At 70.4% G+C, this 14,964-nt stretch carries 15 protein-coding genes; 1 reads left to right on the forward strand and 14 read right to left on the reverse strand.

Annotated elements, in window-relative coordinates; genetic code table 11:
• Positions 1–175: 175 nt before the first annotated feature.
• The 14 genes from AB7V09_RS07755 to AB7V09_RS07820 all read right to left on the reverse strand — a co-directional run bounded on the left by AB7V09_RS07755 (position 176) and on the right by AB7V09_RS07820 (position 12,671).
• The gene (locus tag AB7V09_RS07755) at positions 176–592 is read right to left on the reverse strand and encodes a DUF2550 family protein (protein WP_009406496.1); all 417 of its coding nucleotides are present in this window, start codon (positions 590–592) and stop codon (positions 176–178) included.
• A gap of 3 nt (positions 593–595) precedes the next feature.
• Positions 596–862 (reverse strand): F0F1 ATP synthase subunit epsilon, encoded by a 267-nt coding sequence (locus AB7V09_RS07760; RefSeq protein ID WP_419143392.1) that lies wholly within the window; start codon positions 860–862, stop codon positions 596–598.
• Positions 863–907: 45 nt separating this feature from the next.
• Positions 908–2,344 (reverse strand): F0F1 ATP synthase subunit beta, encoded by a 1,437-nt coding sequence (gene atpD / locus AB7V09_RS07765; RefSeq protein WP_009406285.1) that lies wholly within the window; start codon positions 2,342–2,344, stop codon positions 908–910.
• 93 nt (positions 2,345–2,437) lie between these two features.
• On the reverse strand, positions 2,438–3,382 hold the full coding sequence (locus AB7V09_RS07770) for a F0F1 ATP synthase subunit gamma (protein ID WP_419143393.1): 945 nt from the start codon (positions 3,380–3,382) through the stop codon (positions 2,438–2,440).
• Between the two features lies 1 nt (position 3,383).
• On the reverse strand, positions 3,384–5,015 hold the full coding sequence (gene atpA, locus AB7V09_RS07775; RefSeq protein WP_009406263.1) for a F0F1 ATP synthase subunit alpha: 1,632 nt from the start codon (positions 5,013–5,015) through the stop codon (positions 3,384–3,386).
• Between the two features lie 105 nt (positions 5,016–5,120).
• Positions 5,121–5,936 carry a F0F1 ATP synthase subunit delta gene (locus AB7V09_RS07780; RefSeq protein ID WP_419143394.1) on the reverse strand — a complete coding sequence of 272 codons (816 nt, stop codon included), beginning with the start codon at positions 5,934–5,936 and terminating at the stop codon, positions 5,121–5,123.
• Positions 5,933–6,517, reverse strand: a complete 585-nt coding sequence (locus AB7V09_RS07785; protein WP_009405854.1) for a F0F1 ATP synthase subunit B — start codon at positions 6,515–6,517, stop codon at positions 5,933–5,935. Before AB7V09_RS07785 ends, AB7V09_RS07780 begins: the two co-directional genes overlap by 4 nt.
• Complete coding sequence (gene atpE / locus AB7V09_RS07790; RefSeq protein WP_009395854.1) at positions 6,517–6,726, reverse strand: ATP synthase F0 subunit C; 210 nt, start codon at positions 6,724–6,726, stop codon at positions 6,517–6,519. The genes AB7V09_RS07785 and atpE overlap by 1 nt, the downstream gene beginning before the upstream one ends.
• Positions 6,727–6,803: 77 nt before the next feature.
• On the reverse strand, positions 6,804–7,793 hold the full coding sequence (gene atpB, locus AB7V09_RS07795; protein ID WP_009747361.1) for a F0F1 ATP synthase subunit A: 990 nt from the start codon (positions 7,791–7,793) through the stop codon (positions 6,804–6,806).
• 100 nt (positions 7,794–7,893) lie between these two features.
• Positions 7,894–8,355 carry a hypothetical protein gene (locus AB7V09_RS07800; RefSeq protein ID WP_009405627.1) on the reverse strand — a complete coding sequence of 154 codons (462 nt, stop codon included), beginning with the start codon at positions 8,353–8,355 and terminating at the stop codon, positions 7,894–7,896.
• Positions 8,352–9,602, reverse strand: coding sequence for an MraY family glycosyltransferase (locus tag AB7V09_RS07805; protein ID WP_419143395.1), 1,251 nt, complete (start codon positions 9,600–9,602; stop codon positions 8,352–8,354). Before AB7V09_RS07805 ends, AB7V09_RS07800 begins: the two co-directional genes overlap by 4 nt.
• Positions 9,599–10,369 (reverse strand): L-threonylcarbamoyladenylate synthase, encoded by a 771-nt coding sequence (locus AB7V09_RS07810; RefSeq protein ID WP_419143396.1) that lies wholly within the window; start codon positions 10,367–10,369, stop codon positions 9,599–9,601. The genes AB7V09_RS07805 and AB7V09_RS07810 overlap by 4 nt, the downstream gene beginning before the upstream one ends.
• A gap of 137 nt (positions 10,370–10,506) precedes the next feature.
• Positions 10,507–11,220 carry a response regulator gene (locus AB7V09_RS07815; RefSeq protein WP_010614650.1) on the reverse strand — a complete coding sequence of 238 codons (714 nt, stop codon included), beginning with the start codon at positions 11,218–11,220 and terminating at the stop codon, positions 10,507–10,509.
• Between the two features lie 83 nt (positions 11,221–11,303).
• Positions 11,304–12,671 carry a PspC domain-containing protein gene (locus tag AB7V09_RS07820; protein ID WP_419143397.1) on the reverse strand — a complete coding sequence of 456 codons (1,368 nt, stop codon included), beginning with the start codon at positions 12,669–12,671 and terminating at the stop codon, positions 11,304–11,306.
• A gap of 125 nt (positions 12,672–12,796) precedes the next feature.
• Between AB7V09_RS07820 and AB7V09_RS07825 the strand changes: the two genes are divergently transcribed.
• Positions 12,797–14,914, forward strand: a complete 2,118-nt coding sequence (locus AB7V09_RS07825; protein ID WP_419143398.1) for a PspC domain-containing protein — start codon at positions 12,797–12,799, stop codon at positions 14,912–14,914.
• Positions 14,915–14,964: the final 50 nt, after the last annotated feature.

Consider the following 14,964-nt stretch of genomic DNA (forward strand, 5'->3'; position numbering starts at 1 on the left):
GGGAGGGGACCTCAGTGGTCTGGAGGAGAACGCAGTCCTCGGCTGAAAGGTACGTCGTCGATCCGGCCAGGAGGCCTCGTCTCCGTCCCGAAGGCCCCGCCCCGGCGGATCCGGCCGCCGGGCTCAACGACCAGCCGCAGCCACAGGGTTCATCGCCGAGCCCCGGCGTCGGGTCTCAGAAGAGCCGGGGCTGCTCGGGGGCGGCGGACTCCACCCAGGCGATCAGCGCCGAGTGGGACTCCTCCATCATGGCCAGGTCGAAGCCCTCGGGGCTGCGGGTGGCGTCCACGCAGTGCACCTCGACGACGCGCCCCTGCTCCCGGCGGCGCCGTGCCTCGGAGAGCTCCAGGTTCAAGCGGCTCCATGAGCGCGACGGCCTGGTGGAGAAGGACACGAGGCGGTACCACTCCAGGGAGTCGAGCCGGAAGGAGGCGACCCCGCTCAGCCAGCGCTGCGCCCCGCGGGGACGCAGGGCGCACTCGAAGGAGCCGACCTGCCCGGCCAGGTAGCGCAAACGCAGCAGGAACCCGCCTGCCAGCAGCACGAGGACGGTGACGGCAATCGCCACGACCATCCACACGTGCTGCCCCATGACTCAGGCCTCCGCGCCCTGCTTCACGTGGTCGGCGGCGATCGTGATGACATCGTGGTCCACGGAGCAGAAGCCGCCGGACACCTCGATACTGTGCATCTCGCCGTCGATGGGACTCAGTCGCACCGGACCGGCCCCCAGGACCGCCACGAGGGGCTGACGACCCGGCAGGATCCCCATCTCCCCGTTGATCAGGGGCACGGAGACCTGCGTCGCCTCACCGGTCCAGGCCTCGCCCGCCGGCGAGACCACCTCAACATGTAAGGCCATGTCCCCCTCCTTTCCTGTGCCCGGTTCTACCCGGATCCTAACGACTCAGGCGTTGAGCTCGGCGGCGCGACGCTCGAGGTCCTCGATGCCACCGATGTTGAAGAACGCCTGCTCCGGCAGGTGGTCGTAGTCACCCTCGCAGATGCGGCGGAAGGCCTCGATGGTCTCCGACAGCGGCACGGTGGAGCCGGCCACGCCGGTGAACTTCTCCGCCATGTAGGTGTTCTGGGACAGGAACTGCTCGATACGGCGGGCGCGGGCCACCGTCACCTTGTCCTCCTCGCCGAGCTCGTCGACACCGAGGATCGCGATGATGTCCTGAAGCTCCTTGTTCTTCTGGAGGATGGACTTCACGCGGGTGGCGACGTCGTAGTGCTCCTGGCCCACGTATCCGGGGGCCAGCAGGCGCGAGGTGGAGGTCAGCGGGTCCACGGCCGGGTAGATGCCTCGCGAGGCGATCTCACGGCTGAGCTCGGTGGTGGCGTCCAGGTGGGCGAAGGTCGTGGCCGGCGCCGGGTCGGTGTAGTCGTCGGCGGGCACGTAGATCGCCTGCAGGGAGGTGATGGAGTGGCCACCGGCGGAGGTGATGCGCTCCTGGAGCTGGCCCATCTCGTCAGCCAGGTTGGGCTGGTAGCCCACGGCCGAGGGCATGCGGCCCAGCAGCGTGGAGACCTCGGAGCCGGCCTGGGTGAAGCGGAAGATGTTGTCGATGAACAGCAGCACGTCCTGGTGCTGGACGTCGCGGAAGTACTCGGCCATCGTCAGGGCGGACAGGGCCACGCGCAGACGCGTGCCCGGCGGCTCGTCCATCTGGCCGAAGACCAGGGCGGTCTTGTCGAACACGCCGGCCTCGTCCATCTCGACGATGAGGTCGTTGCCCTCACGGGTGCGCTCGCCCACGCCGGCGAACACGGAGACACCGCCGTGGTTCTGGGCCACGCGCTGGATCATCTCCTGGATGAGGACGGTCTTGCCCACGCCGGCGCCGCCGAACAGACCGATCTTGCCGCCCTGCACGTAGGGGGTGAGCAGGTCGATGACCTTGATGCCGGTCTCGAACATCTGCTCCTTGGACTCGAGCTGGTCGAAGGCCGGGGGCTGGCGGTGGATGGGCCAGCGCTCGGTGATCTCCAGCTGCTCGCCGGGGCCGAGGTTGAGGACGTCGCCGGTGACATTGAAGACGTGGCCCTTGGTCACGTCGCCCACGGGCACGGAGATCGGCGCTCCGGTGTCGCGCACCTGCGTGCCGCGCACGAGGCCGTCGGTGGGCTTGAGGGAGATCGTGCGCACGATGTTGTCACCCAGGTGCTGGGCGACCTCCAGGGTGATCTCGTGGGGCTCCTCGCCGGCGCTGGTGGCCTGGACGGTCACCTTGAGGGCGTTGTACATCGCCGGGATCGCATCAGGCGGGAACTCGACGTCGACGACGGCGCCGATGATGCGGGTGATGCGTCCCGTCCCGGGGGTGGTGGTGTCAGCCATGTGCGTTCTTCCGTATCTTCCAGAGCTGAGAGGGGTCCTGCTCGGTGAGGTGAGTCTGTGTGGGGTTCTCGACGACGTCGGGGGCTGCCCGGCCTATTCGGACCCCAGGGCGTCGGCACCCGAGACGATCTCCGTGATCTCCTGGGTGATGTCGCCCTGGCGGGCCGCGTTGGCCAGGCGGGTGTAGGTGATGATGAGGTCCTCGGCGTTGTCCGTGGCCGTGTGCATGGCCTGCTGGCGGCTGGCCAGCTCGGAGGCGGCCGACTGCAGCAGGGCGTTGCGGATGCGCGACCCCATGTAGCGGGTCAGGAGGGCGTCGAGCACCTCGGAGGGCCCGGGCTCGAACTCGTAGAGCGGCATGGAGCTGCCGTGCTTGGCCGCCAGCTCCTTCTCCAGGGCCTCGTTGCCGGCGTCGTCGAGCTCGCCGGCCCCTTCGACGTCGACGACCTTGAGCGGCAGCATGCGACGTACCTCGGGGACCTGGGAGACCATCGAGACGTAGCGGGTGAAGACGATGTGGACCTCGGCGACGCCGCCGGCCTCGGCCGGCTGGAGGAAGTAGTCCAGCAGGGTGGTGGCCACCTCCTCGATGGCCTCATCGCAGGGGCGGTCCGACTGCCCGGTCCAGGAGAACTCGATCGGCGTGCCCCGGAAGCCGAAGTAGCTCTGGGCGCGCCGGCCGAAGGTGAAGATCACCGGCTCCTTGCCCTCCTTGACCAGCTCCTCGATGAGGCGGCCGGTCTCGCGCAGGATGGTGGCCGAGTAGGCGCCGGCCATGCCGCGGTCGGAGGTGACCACGAGGATCGCCACACGCTTGGTGTCGGTGCGCTCCTGAGTGATGGGATGCTCGAAGCGGGAGTAGGTTCCCAGCGCGGCCACCGCCTGGCTCAAGGCGTGATCGTAGGGCGAGGCCTCCTGCGCGTTGCGGCGCGCCTGCCCGATCCGGGACGAGGCGATGAGCTCCATCGCCCGGAACACCTTCTGGAGGGTCTGGGTCGATCGAATGCGCTGCTTGTAGACGCGCTGGTTTCCTGCCACGTCAGCCCCTCTTGACCACGAGCTGCTCGGTGGTCCTCTCGGCGGCGGGCTCCTCCTCGGGCTCGGCGACCTGGGCGCCCAGCATCTGCTCACCGGAGGCGAAGGTGCGCCGGAAGGCCTCGACGGCCTTGACCAGGGCCTCCTCGGTCTCGTCAGTGAGCTGGCCGGTGGACTCGATGGTGTCGAGGATGTCGGTGTTGCGCCGCAGGTGGTCCAGGAAGGCGGCCTCGAAGGGCAGGACGTCGGAGACGTCGATGTCGTCGAGGTATCCCTTGGTGCCGGCCCAAACACTGGCGACCTGCTCGGCCACCGGGTAGGGCGTGTACTGGGGCTGCTTGAGCAGCTCCATGAGGCGCTCGCCGCGGGTGAGCTGGGCGCGGGTGGCGGCGTCCAGGTCGGAGGCGAACATGGCGAAGGCCTGCATGGAGCGGTACTGCGCCAGCGTGATCTTGAGGGTTCCGGCGACCTTCTTCATGGCCTTGACCTGGGCGGCGCCGCCCACGCGGGACACGGAGATGCCGACGTCGACGGCGGGGCGCTGGTCGGCGTTGAACAGGTCGGACTGGAGGAAGATCTGCCCGTCGGTGATGGAGATGACGTTGGTGGGGATGTAGGCCGAGACGTCGTTGGCCTTGGTCTCGATGATCGGCAGCCCGGTCATGGAGCCCGCCCCCAGCTCGTCGGAGAGCTTGGAGCAGCGCTCCAGTAGGCGCGAGTGGAGGTAGAAGACGTCACCGGGGTAGGCCTCGCGGCCCGGCGGACGGCGCAGCAGCAGGGAGACGGCGCGGTAGGCCTCTGCCTGCTTGGACAGGTCGTCGAAGACAATGAGGACGTGCTTGCCCTGGTACATCCAGTGCTGGCCGATGGCCGAGCCCGTGTAGGGCGACAGGTACTTGAAGCCGGCCGGGTCGGAGGCCGGGGAGGCCACGATGGTGGTGTACTCCAGGGCGCCGCGCTCCTCCAGGGTGGCGCGCACGGCGGCGATGGTGGAGCCCTTCTGGCCGGTGGCCACGTAGATGCAGCGCACCTGCTTGTTCGGGTCGCCGGACTCCCAGGCCTCCTTCTGGTTGAGGATGGTGTCCAGGGCGATGGCGGTCTTGCCGGTCTGGCGGTCGCCGATGATGAGCTGGCGCTGGCCGCGGCCGATCGGGATCATCGAGTCGATGGCCTTGAGCCCGGTCTGGAGGGGCTCGTGGACGGACTTGCGGGCCATGACGCCGGGGGCCTGGAGCTCCAGGGCGCGGCGCCCCTCGGCCTCGATCTCGCCAAGGCCGTCGATGGGACGGCCCAGCGGGTCGACGACGCGGCCCAGGTAGGCGTCGCCCACGGGGACGGAGAGGACCTCGCCGGTGCGGCGCACGACCTGGCCCTCGTCGATGCCGTCGAAGGAGCCCAGGACGACGACGCCAATCCGGCGCTCCTCGAGGTTCATGGCCAGGCCGGCGGTGCCGTCCTCGAAGGTGAGCAGCTCGTTGGCCATGACGCCGGGCAGGCCCTCGACGTGCGCGATGCCGTCAGCGGCGAAGACGACGTGCCCGACCTCCTCGGCCGCGACCTCGGCGGGCTTGTAGGACTCGGCGAACTCGTTCAGGGCCGAGCGGATCTCCTCGGGCCTGATGGTCAGCTCTGCCATCTCGTCTCCTTGCTGGTTGCGTTCTGGGGGCCGGCGGCGCTGGGCGTGAGCGACGACGGCGCGGGGTGGGGTGGTGAAGTTGTGGGTCGGCGTGCGATCAGCGGGCTAGCCCGCCAGGCGAGTGCGCAGCTCGGCGACGGCGCTGCGCACGGTGCGGTCCATGACGTAGTTCCGCGTCGAGATGCGGGCGCCGCCGATGACCTCGGAGTCGACCTCGCAGTTGAGGTCGATCCTGGTGCCCAGGCGGCGCTCCAGGATGGTGCGCAGGCGCTCCTCCTGGGCCGAGGTCATGGGGATGGCGGTGACGACGTCGACGATGGTGCGTTGACGCATCTCGGCGGCCAGCTCGACGACGCGGCGCAGGTTGCGCAACGGCCCGCCCTCGGCGTGGTGCCGCACGCACCAGTCCACCAGGCTCATGGCGGGGGCGCTGATGTGGGGCGCGAAGACGGCCTCGGCCAAGCGGACCCGGGCCTCGGTGCCGGTGCGGCGTGAGGGGGTCAGGGCCTCGCGCAGCTCGCGGTTGTCGGCGATCTGCTCGTGGACCTCGAAGAGCTGCTGCTCGATCTCCTCCGCCGAGCCGCCCGCGTGGGCGCCGGCGAGGATCGCCTCAATGCCCAGGTCGTGGAGGGCGGAGACCAGGTCGACTGCCTTGGACCAGCGGCCACGGACCATGGCGCTGAGCAGGTCGACGACGCGCTCGTCCACGGTGCCGGTGAAGAGCCTGCGGGCCAGGGCCACCTTGTCCTCGGGCTCGCGGCCCGGGTCGGTCAGCGGAGCGGGCAGCGAGTGGACGGCGACCTGGTGAGCCAGGGCGAGGATCTGGCGACCCAGCTCCTGGCCCTCGACGCCCGCAGCCGTGAGCACCGGGCTCCAGGCCTGGCTCACGGTCTCACGGGTGGCGGCAGTTCCTGTTCTCACCGCGTCGCCTCCGCAGAGGAGGCGACGGCGTCGAGGCCCTCGACCGGCTCCATGGTCTCGAGCTCGTCGAGGAAGCGGTCGATGACCCGCTCAGACAGGGCGGTGTCGCTCAGCTGCTCACCGACGATGCGCTCGGCCAGGGTGGAGGCGAGCATGCCGACGTCGGTGCGCAGCGAGATCTGCGCGGCCTGCTTCTCAGCCAGGATCTGGCGCTGAGCACCCTCGACAATGCCTGCGGCCTCGGCCTGGGCGTCGGTGCGGGCCTTGGCGACGATCTCCTTGGCCTCGCTCTGGGCGTTGTCACGGATGCGGGCGGCCTCTCGGCGGGCATCGTCCACGAGCCGGGCGGCGCGCTTCTCGGCGTCGGCCTGGTCCTGCTTCGCCTTGTCGGCCAGGTCGAGGCCCTCCTGGATGCGCTGGGCGCGCTCGTCCAGGACGGCGTAGAGCCGGGGCAGGGCGTAGCGGCCCACCACCAGGAGGATGAGCAGGAGGACGATCGCCGCCCAGAAGATCTCATGGGCGTGGGGCAGGATGAAGGCCGTGCCTCCGCTCTGCCCGCCCTCGTTGGCCAGGGGAAGCATCACTTGACAACGAACGGGATAACGAAGCCGATGAGGGCCAGGGCCTCGACCATGCCCGCACCGATGATCATGTTGGTGAACAGGCGCCCGGCCACCTCGGGCTGGCGGGCCGTACCCTCCTGGGTCTTGCCAACCATGATGCCGATGCCGATGCCCGGGCCGAGCGTGGCCAGGCCGTAGCCGACGTATGCGAGAGCAGCGGAGGTCATATGTGGTTCCTTCTTTCTGGCGCCGGATGGCGCAGGTGGGAGCGGTGGAAAGAGGCTTGGGCGACGCGCCGCGGCGTCTAGTGGGCCTCGATGGAGAGCTTGATGTAGACGGCACTGAGGATGGTGAAGATGTAGGCCTGCAGGACCGCGACGAAAATCTCGAACAGGGTCATCACGATCATGGACGCGCCGGTCAGGAGGCTGATCGTTGAGGATGCCTGGAGGTGCAGGAGCAGGCTGGTGGTGCCGAAGAAGGTCATGCCGAGCAGCATGTGCCCGGAGACCATGTTGCACAGCAGACGCAGGGTGAGCGTCACCGGCCGCACAATGAAGTTCGAGAGGAACTCGATGGGGGTGATGAGCAGGTACATCACCTTGGGCAGGCCCGGCGGCATGAGCTGGGAGGCGAGGAAGTGCCCGACCCCCTGTTCCCTGATGCCCGCCCCGATGAAGGTGATGTAGGTCAGGGCCGCGAACACCATGGGCACGGCGACCACCGAGGAGGCGGCGATGTTGAGGCCGGGGATGACGCCGGCGAGGTTCATGGCGAGCACGCCCAGGAAGAGGGTTCCCAGCAGCGGGGCGAAGCGGCGGCCGTTCTTGTTGCCCAGAAGCGTGAAGGCCACATTGCTGCGCACGAAGTCGGCGATGATCTCCAGCAGGGCCTGGCCGCGCCCAGGGACGATCTTGATCCGGCTGGCGACCACGCCCACCGTCAGGCACAGGGCAACCCCCATAACGACGCGGACGAGAGTGAGCCGGTTGAACTCCAGGAGAGTCCCCTCACCGAAGATCGCCCCGGGGAAGAAGTCCTCAGCACCGGGCTGCTCAAGCTTGTGGCCCCCCGTGACGGTGAAGGTGGGCACCGCGGTCTTCGCAATCACCGCAACCAGGACGATCAGGAGCACCCAGTACCACAGCGGCTTGACGAACGGCTTGGCGTCAGCCGTCCGCGGCACGGCGACGTCGTCGGCTGCCGTGCCGTTCTCGGTGACGGTGTTGGTGGACAGAAGATCCTCCCAATGTCTCTCACGTTTCGAGGCCTGCCCGACAGGCCTGCTGATCACGGGCCATGCTAGCGCCTCACAGGTGTCTCACGAAGCAAACCAGACGCCCTATCGTGACCCACTCCAGTCACGACGTCTTGAGTCCGCCCCCGCCCTCCGGTCAGGGATGGTCCGCCGAGTCATCCTTCTTCGGCTCCACCGCAAGGATTCGCGCCTGCGCCAGCACGGTCGCCTCGGCGAACATGCCCACCAGGATCGCCACAATGAGTGAGACCCCAATCACTCTCGTGTCGCATCCCAGGGCTCGTCCTCCCAGGAGCCCCACCGCCAGGAGCGCGATCTTCCCCAGATACCCGGCAGCCACCCAGGCCACCACGCTCCCCGTATCGGAGTGGACCATGCGGTCCAGGAACCACCAGCTCGCAGCCAGGAGCAGCGTCGTCGTCCCCACCGCCGCCAGCAGGGTGCCCCACGGCTGGGTCACGGCGCCGCGGGCTCCGCCGATGAGGCACCACAGGACCTCACCGGCCACCATGACCACGGCGGCCACCATGAGAATCCGACGCAGCCGGTCTGAGGCCTCATGCAGTGCGCGGGCGTTCGTGGGGGTCGTCTCGCTCACTGACGTGTCCTTTCAGAGGGTCCGGGTGGTGCCGACAGGGCGATGCCCTGCGGCGCCTGCCCCTCGGCCGGGCGCGTCACCTCACCGGTTCCCGAGACGTTGCGGGAGATGATGATCCGCTGCTCCTGGCGGTCGTGGCGACGGCGCAGCGCCGAGCGCAGGCCGTGGCGCACCCCGGGCATGAGGTCAACGGTGACGACGAAGGCGAACAGCACCGCGAGGGCGAGCCCCGCCAGCACCCAGGGCAGGGGGAAGAAGGCCATGGCGGCCACGGGGAAGGAGGCGACCGCCGCCCACAGGTACATGACCAGCACCGCGCGGCGGTGGGAGTGCCCGGCCGCCAGGAGCCGGTGGTGCATGTGCATGCGGTCGGGGTGGGTGGGGCTCAGCCCCTTCCGGGTGCGGCGCACGATCGCCATGATCATGTCGGTCAGTGGCAGCAGGAGGACCGCCAATGGCAGGAGGATCGGCATGAAGGCGGGCAGCGCTCGCGAGCCGTCGAAGCTGCCGGGGTCGATCTGCCCGGTGACGATGATGGTGGAGGCGGCCGAGACCAGTCCCAGCTGCATCGCCCCGGAGTCGCCCATGAAGATGGTGGCGGGGTTGAAGTTGTGGGGCAGGAAGCCCACGCACACACCGATGAGCGCGGCCACGATGGTGGCGGCCAGGGAGCTGTAGGAGCCCGGGCTCGTGGCGCGGGTCAGGACGTAGGTGTAGAGGAAGAAGGCGGTCGAGCCGATTCCGATGATGCCGGCCGCCAGCCCGTCGAGCCCGTCGACGAAGTTGACGGCGTTGATGGCGGCCACCACAACGATGACGGTGGAGATGAGGGACAGGCGTGAGGAGCCGATCGTCAGCCCGGCCACGGGGAAGGTGAGGAGCTGGACGCCCTGCCAGGCCATGACGCCGGCGGCCAGGATCTGGCCGGCGAGCTTGGTCATCCAGTCCAGCTCCCACAGGTCGTCGACGACGCCGAGCAGGCACACCAGCCCCGCCCCCAGGACCACCGCCCAGGCGCTGGAGTCGATGACGTCGGAGAGGTAGGGGATCGTGGAGGCCACGGAGATCGCGGAGAACAGGCCGAAGAACATGGCCACGCCGCCCAGGCGTGGGATGGGCGTGGAGTGGACGTCGCGGGCCCGCACGGGGGTCAGCGCGTTACCCACCAGGGCGATGTGCCGGATGATCGGCACGGCCACGTAGGTGGTCGCCGCAGCAACGGCCATGACCAGGAGGTAGACCTTCACGCGCCCGCCTCCGTCCTGCCGCGGGCCGCGCCTGCCGTCCCGTCGGACAGGGCGACGCCGGCCACTCGTTCCAGGTCCGCGAGCGCCAGGACCCCCTGGCGCAGGATCCGGGGGGCGTGGGCGTGCTCCCCCGCGAGGGTGACGATGGTGGAGGGAACCGGTCCCGGGGTGGCTCCGCCGTCGAGCAGCAGGATGTCCTCGCGCCAGTCGGCGCCGGCGGCTTCACCGTCCGGCGCGAGCTCTTCGATGTCCCGGACCCGCCCGGGAAAGGCGGCCCGGGCGGAGGCGGCGTCGGTGGCGGGCGGCGCGCCGGTGGGGTTGGCGGAGGTGACAGCCAGCGGGCCGCTGCGGCGCAGGAGGTTCAGGGTGAGCTCGTGGGCGGGCATGCGCACGGCGAGGGTGCCGCCGGTCTCCCCCAGGTCCCAGGTCAGGGTCTCGTCGGCATCCAGGATGAGGGTGAGCGCCCCGGGCCAGAAGGCCTCCATGAGGGCTCGGGCGGCCTCGGGCACCTGGGCGACGAGCCCGATCAGGTCGGCGGGGTCGGCCACGAGGACCGGCGGGGGCATCTGGCGTCCGCGCCCCTTGGCGGCCAGCAGCCGCTCGACGGCCGCGGCGTCGGCGGCGTTGCAGCCGATGCCGTAGACGGTGTCCGTGGGCAGGATGACGAGCCCGCCTGCGCGCAGGTGATCGCAGGCCGGTCGGAGGGGGTCGGGGTGGGGATGAGCGGTGCTCGCGGAGGGCTGCGGGGGGTGGCTCACGTCCCGCATCCTGCCACGGATCGGGTCGGTGGCGGGACAGTGCGGAGGTGTGGGCCCCGACGCGATGCCGGACCGTCATCTGACCGGGGCCCCATCGGCGTATCCCCCGGTCCGCTTCCGGGATGAGCCCGGGACGCCGTCGGGCCCTACACGATGCGGCGGGCCACAGCCCAGCGGGTGAGCTCGTTGCGGTTGGACAGCTGGAGCTTGCGCAGGACCGCGGAGACGTGGGTCTCGACGGTCTTGACCGAGATGAACAGCTCGGAGGCGCACTCCTTGTAGGTGTAGCCGCGGGCGATGAGTCGCATGACCTCCCGCTCGCGCGCCGAGAGGCGGTCGAGCTCGGTGTCGGCCACCGCCACCTCGCCCGCTCCGGCACCGAAGGCGTCCAGGACGAATCCGGCCAGGCGCGGGGAGAAGGCGGCGTCTCCGGCAGCCACGCGCCGCACGGCCTGGGCCAGGTCCTCGGTGGAGATCGCCTTGGTGACGTAGCCGCGGGCGCCGGCCCGGATGACGCCGACGACGTCGTCGCTGGCGTCCGAGACGCTCAGGGCCAGGAAGCGCGTCTCGGGGACGTCGTGGCAGGAGGCGACGACCTCGGCCCCTCCCCCGCCGTTGCCGCCGGGCAGGTGGACGTCGAGCAGGACGACGTCGGGCCGCAGGGCGTGGACGGCGGCGATGGCGCCCTCGACGTCGTCGGCCTCGGCGATGACGTCCAGGTCGGGGGCGTGGGCGGTCAGCTCGGAGCGCACCCCGGAGCGGACCAGGGCGTGGTCGTCGACAACCAGGACCCGCAGGGACGCGCTCGCATCGGCGGGCTGGTGGTGGTCTGTGGTGGTACCGGCGGGCGTGTCAGCCATGGGGTCTTCCTGGTGGTGACGTGGGGTGATCGAGGAGCGAGGGGCCGGGTGCGGCCCAAGGAGACAAAGCAACGATAGACGGCTCAGTGGGCTCGCATGGGGAGAGTCAGTGCCACCTCGGTGCCGGTGGACATGCGGCGCACCCGGGCGCTGCCGCCGTGGCGCTCCATGCGGGCGATGATGGACTGGCGCACGCCGTGGCGGTCCTCGGCGATGGCATCGAGGTCGAAGCCGGGGCCATGGTCGCGCACGAACACCTCCAGGCCCTCCTCGCCGGCCTCGACGTAGAGGGAGACCGGTGGGGCGCCGTGGCGCACCGCGTTGGACAGGGCCTCGCGGGCGGCGGCGACGATGACCTCGGTGTCGCGGTCGGGGGCCCGGTCGCCGACGCACACGGCGTCGACGGCCACGCCGTAGCGGTCCTCGATCTCACCGGCCAGGTCGGTGAAGGCGTCGGCCACGGAGGTGCCCGGTGCGGGGCGGTCGGTGTAGAGCCAGGCGCGCAGCTCGCGCTCCTGGGAGCGGGCCAGGCGGGCCACCGTCTCGGGCTCGTCGGCGCGCTTGCGGATGAGGGTGAGGGTCTGGAGGACGGAGTCGTGCAGGTGGGCGGCGATGTCAGCGCGCTCGGACTCACGGATCTCGGCGGCGCGGGTGTCGGCCAGGGCCCGGTTGGTCCGCAGCCACAGGGGTGCCAGGACCACGCCAATGCCCGCCACGAGCGCCCCTCCGGTGAGGAGCCCGGAGATGAGCTTGTAAGGGGTGCTGTCGGCGGCCACCCACACCAGGATGCCGACGACGGCCAGGCACACCCCGCCAGCCACCCGCAGGACAGCGCTCAGGTTGCGGTCCGGGCCGACCAGGTTGTCCATCTGCGACCAGGCCAGGGCCGCTCCGGCGATGACGACGATGATGACTCCCACCGCACCGATCCGGTCCAGCAGCCCGAAGCGCCAGGAGGCCAGAAACAGGGCAGCCAGGAGGAGTGCGCCGCCGTCGAGGACCGTCTGCGACAGGCCCAGGGGGGCTCCGCCGTCGGCCCGAGACTCTGCGGTACCTCTCCCACTCCTGAGGCGAGCCGCCAGGCGAGCACGGGAGACCACCGAGGCGGGCACCTCTCCTGCCGGCCCGTTCTCCCCGGGGAGGGTCGCCCACAGCAGGGCGTAGAGCAGGGCTCCCGCGCCGCCGCCGAGGGCCAGGACGACCATGAGCGCGCGGATGTATCGCACGGGGATGCCCAGGTGGAGCCCCAGTCCCGCGCAGACGCCGGCGATGCGGGCGGGGCGGCGCATACGGGCGGCCTCGACGGACAGGTCGGCCGGCGCCGGCCCCAGCTGGTGGGGCAGGCGGCGCAGAGGGGGGCGTCGCCGCAGCTGGCGCGGGGGGCTCCAGGAGTACGCGGGCCCGCCGGCGGTCGGCGAGGGCTGCGTACCCCGCTGCTGAGCTGTCGTCATGGCACCATCGTGGCACGTCAGGGTCCCCGACCCGAGGGTCCCCCGGGGGATTGGGGGGACAATCCGGGATCATTCAGGGGTTCCCCTGATCGTGCCGCAGGCCACGGACGCGAAGAATTGTTGACATGAACGACAAGCCCACTTCCCCGTCTGACGGTGGTTCCCCCACCGGTTCCGATTCCTCTGACTCCTCCGCATCCTTCCCCTCTTCCAACGCACAGGGTGCCGACGGCGCCCAGCGCGATTCCCGGCAGGGACCGCAGTACGGACCGCAGCCGGGTCCCGCGCCCTCCTTCCAGCAGTACGGCGGCCCCCAGCCCGGGCCTCAGGGCGGATCGACTCACCGCTTCTTCGACTCCCTGCGCGGCTCGGGCCTCATGCGCACCAACGAGCGCTGGATCGCGGGCGTGGCCGGGGGCGTGGCCCACCGCTTCGACCTGGACCCCACCCTGGTGCGTTGCGTGTGGGTGGTGCTCTCGCTCTTCGCCGGTGTCGGGCTGGTCCTCTACGGCCTGGCCTGGGCCCTCCTGCCCGAGGAGTCCGATGGGCGCATCCACCTGGAGGAGGCCCTCTCCGGCCGTTTCAACGCGGGCCTGGCGGGCGCCATCGGGATGACGATCATCGGCATGTCGACATTCGGTAGCGGTTTCATCCCCAACTGGTACGTCCATGAAGCGGGCACCGCGGGTATCGCCGCCGCCCTGTGGCCCCTGTTCTGGTTGGGGCTGATCGTCCTGGCCATCGTCTTCCTCATCCGCAGTGCCCAGAACCGGAGCGCGAACCGGAAGGCCGCTCGAGGCCCTCGGGGACCCCAGCCCTGGCAGACCTACCCTGCCGGCGCCGCGCAGGCACCGGGGAACCGCCCCGGCAGCCAGGCCGGCCCTGCCGGTCCGGCGGGTCAGGCCGGGGGCTTCACCCCGGCGGCGGGCTCCGCATCGGCCTGGGACTCCTCAACGCCCGGCTCCGGCGCCCCAGCCTTCAACCAGCCGGCCGGCGGCCAGAGCTGGCAGAGCCGCTCCTACCGGCAGTACCCGTCCTACCAGCAGCCGCCCGTGCCGGTCCGCCCGGCGCGCCCGCGCCGCCCCGGCCCCGGTTCCTCGGTGTCGCTGGCGGTCCTGGGCCTGGGACTCCTGACCGCGGCGGGCGTCTGGTACGCCACGGTGACCCGCCACCTGGGTCTGCTCCAGGGTCAGTTCATCCTCATCGGCATCCTGGTCGCCCTCCTGGGAGCGGGCATCGTCGTCAGTGGCCTGCGTCGTCGGCACGGAGGCTGGATGACGGTGCTGGGCTGGCCGGTCCTGTTCGTCGTTGCGATCCCCGCGCTGGCCACCGCCTCGATCGTCCCCACGAGCCTGGCCCGCATGCCCTTCGAGAGCCTCAGGAACGCAACCACCGCCACCTCGAGCACGGTGACCTGGCAGGAACTGACGGCATCGGCCAGCGGCGGCAGCGTCACCCGCAACAAGGACATTGGCGACCTCACCCTGGATCTGCGCGGCATGCCCGCCACGGAGGCCGGCAAGCTCTCCACCATCACCACCCACCTCGACGTCGGCACCCTGCGCATCAAGACCGACACCGACCAGCGGGTGGAGGTCAGGGCCGACGTCGACATGGGAGCGATCGACTCACAGGTCGCCCGGGCCTGGACCGTCAACGGCCGCCAGATGGATCAGGACGACGAGGGCCCACGCCGCCACGACGTGACCGGCAAGAGCATCACCACCTACGCCAGCTCCAGCGGCGGGCTGAACGCCAAGCGCACCCTGGCCTCCCCCAACAGTGACGACCAGCGGCCGCAGATCACCATCAACGCCTCAGTGGACACCGGGACGATCAACATCGAGGAGCGCAGCAACACCGTCTCCTGGTACGGCAACGCTGAGGAACCCGTGTGGATCGTCAGCACCTGGTTCGACGAGAAGGGCGATGCCCACGGCGACGATCTGCCGGTTCCGGGCATGAACCACCAGGCCATCACAGCCAAGGACGCTGAGACCTGCATCCGCACGGCCCACGAGAGCGTGGACGAGGACGACCGCAGCGAGGACGTCGGGTGGAGCAACCTGTCCGACCTGACCTCCAAGGAGCGCGCCTCCTACGACTCCTGCGTGCAAAGGACCCTGTCCGGGCAGGGCGCCGGGCAGCCCAGTGCGAGCCCGAGCCCCTCCGGATCGGCAACCCCGACACCGTCCCCGGCTCCCACCAAGCAGTCCGCCGCGGCCAGCCCAACAGCCGGCTGATCGCGCCCGCGAGCCGGACTCAGCCACCAGAACTCTTCCCCGGGCACGTC

This window comes from Actinomyces sp. SKVG-SVH-4(1), assembly GCF_048514265.1.
Classification (GTDB): Bacteria; Actinomycetota; Actinomycetes; order Actinomycetales; family Actinomycetaceae; genus Actinomyces; species Actinomyces oris.

What these genes read in the sequence shown, in the direction of transcription:
- AB7V09_RS07755 (WP_009406496.1), bottom strand. Translation starts at nt 592, where the DNA reads ATGGGGCAGCACGTGTGGATGGTCGTGGCGATTGCCGTCACCGTCCTC.
- AB7V09_RS07760 (WP_419143392.1), bottom strand. Translation starts at nt 862, where the DNA reads ATGGCCTTACATGTTGAGGTGGTCTCGCCGGCGGGCGAGGCCTGGACC.
- atpD (WP_009406285.1), bottom strand. Translation starts at nt 2,344, where the DNA reads ATGGCTGACACCACCACCCCCGGGACGGGACGCATCACCCGCATCATC.
- atpA (WP_009406263.1), bottom strand. Translation starts at nt 5,015, where the DNA reads ATGGCAGAGCTGACCATCAGGCCCGAGGAGATCCGCTCGGCCCTGAAC.
- AB7V09_RS07785 (WP_009405854.1), bottom strand. Translation starts at nt 6,517, where the DNA reads ATGCTTCCCCTGGCCAACGAGGGCGGGCAGAGCGGAGGCACGGCCTTC.
- atpE (WP_009395854.1), bottom strand. Translation starts at nt 6,726, where the DNA reads ATGACCTCCGCTGCTCTCGCATACGTCGGCTACGGCCTGGCCACGCTC.
- AB7V09_RS07810 (WP_419143396.1), bottom strand. Translation starts at nt 10,369, where the DNA reads ATGCGGGACGTGAGCCACCCCCCGCAGCCCTCCGCGAGCACCGCTCAT.
- AB7V09_RS07815 (WP_010614650.1), bottom strand. Translation starts at nt 11,220, where the DNA reads ATGGCTGACACGCCCGCCGGTACCACCACAGACCACCACCAGCCCGCC.
- AB7V09_RS07820 (WP_419143397.1), bottom strand. Translation starts at nt 12,671, where the DNA reads ATGACGACAGCTCAGCAGCGGGGTACGCAGCCCTCGCCGACCGCCGGC.
- AB7V09_RS07825 (WP_419143398.1), top strand. Translation starts at nt 12,797, where the DNA reads ATGAACGACAAGCCCACTTCCCCGTCTGACGGTGGTTCCCCCACCGGT.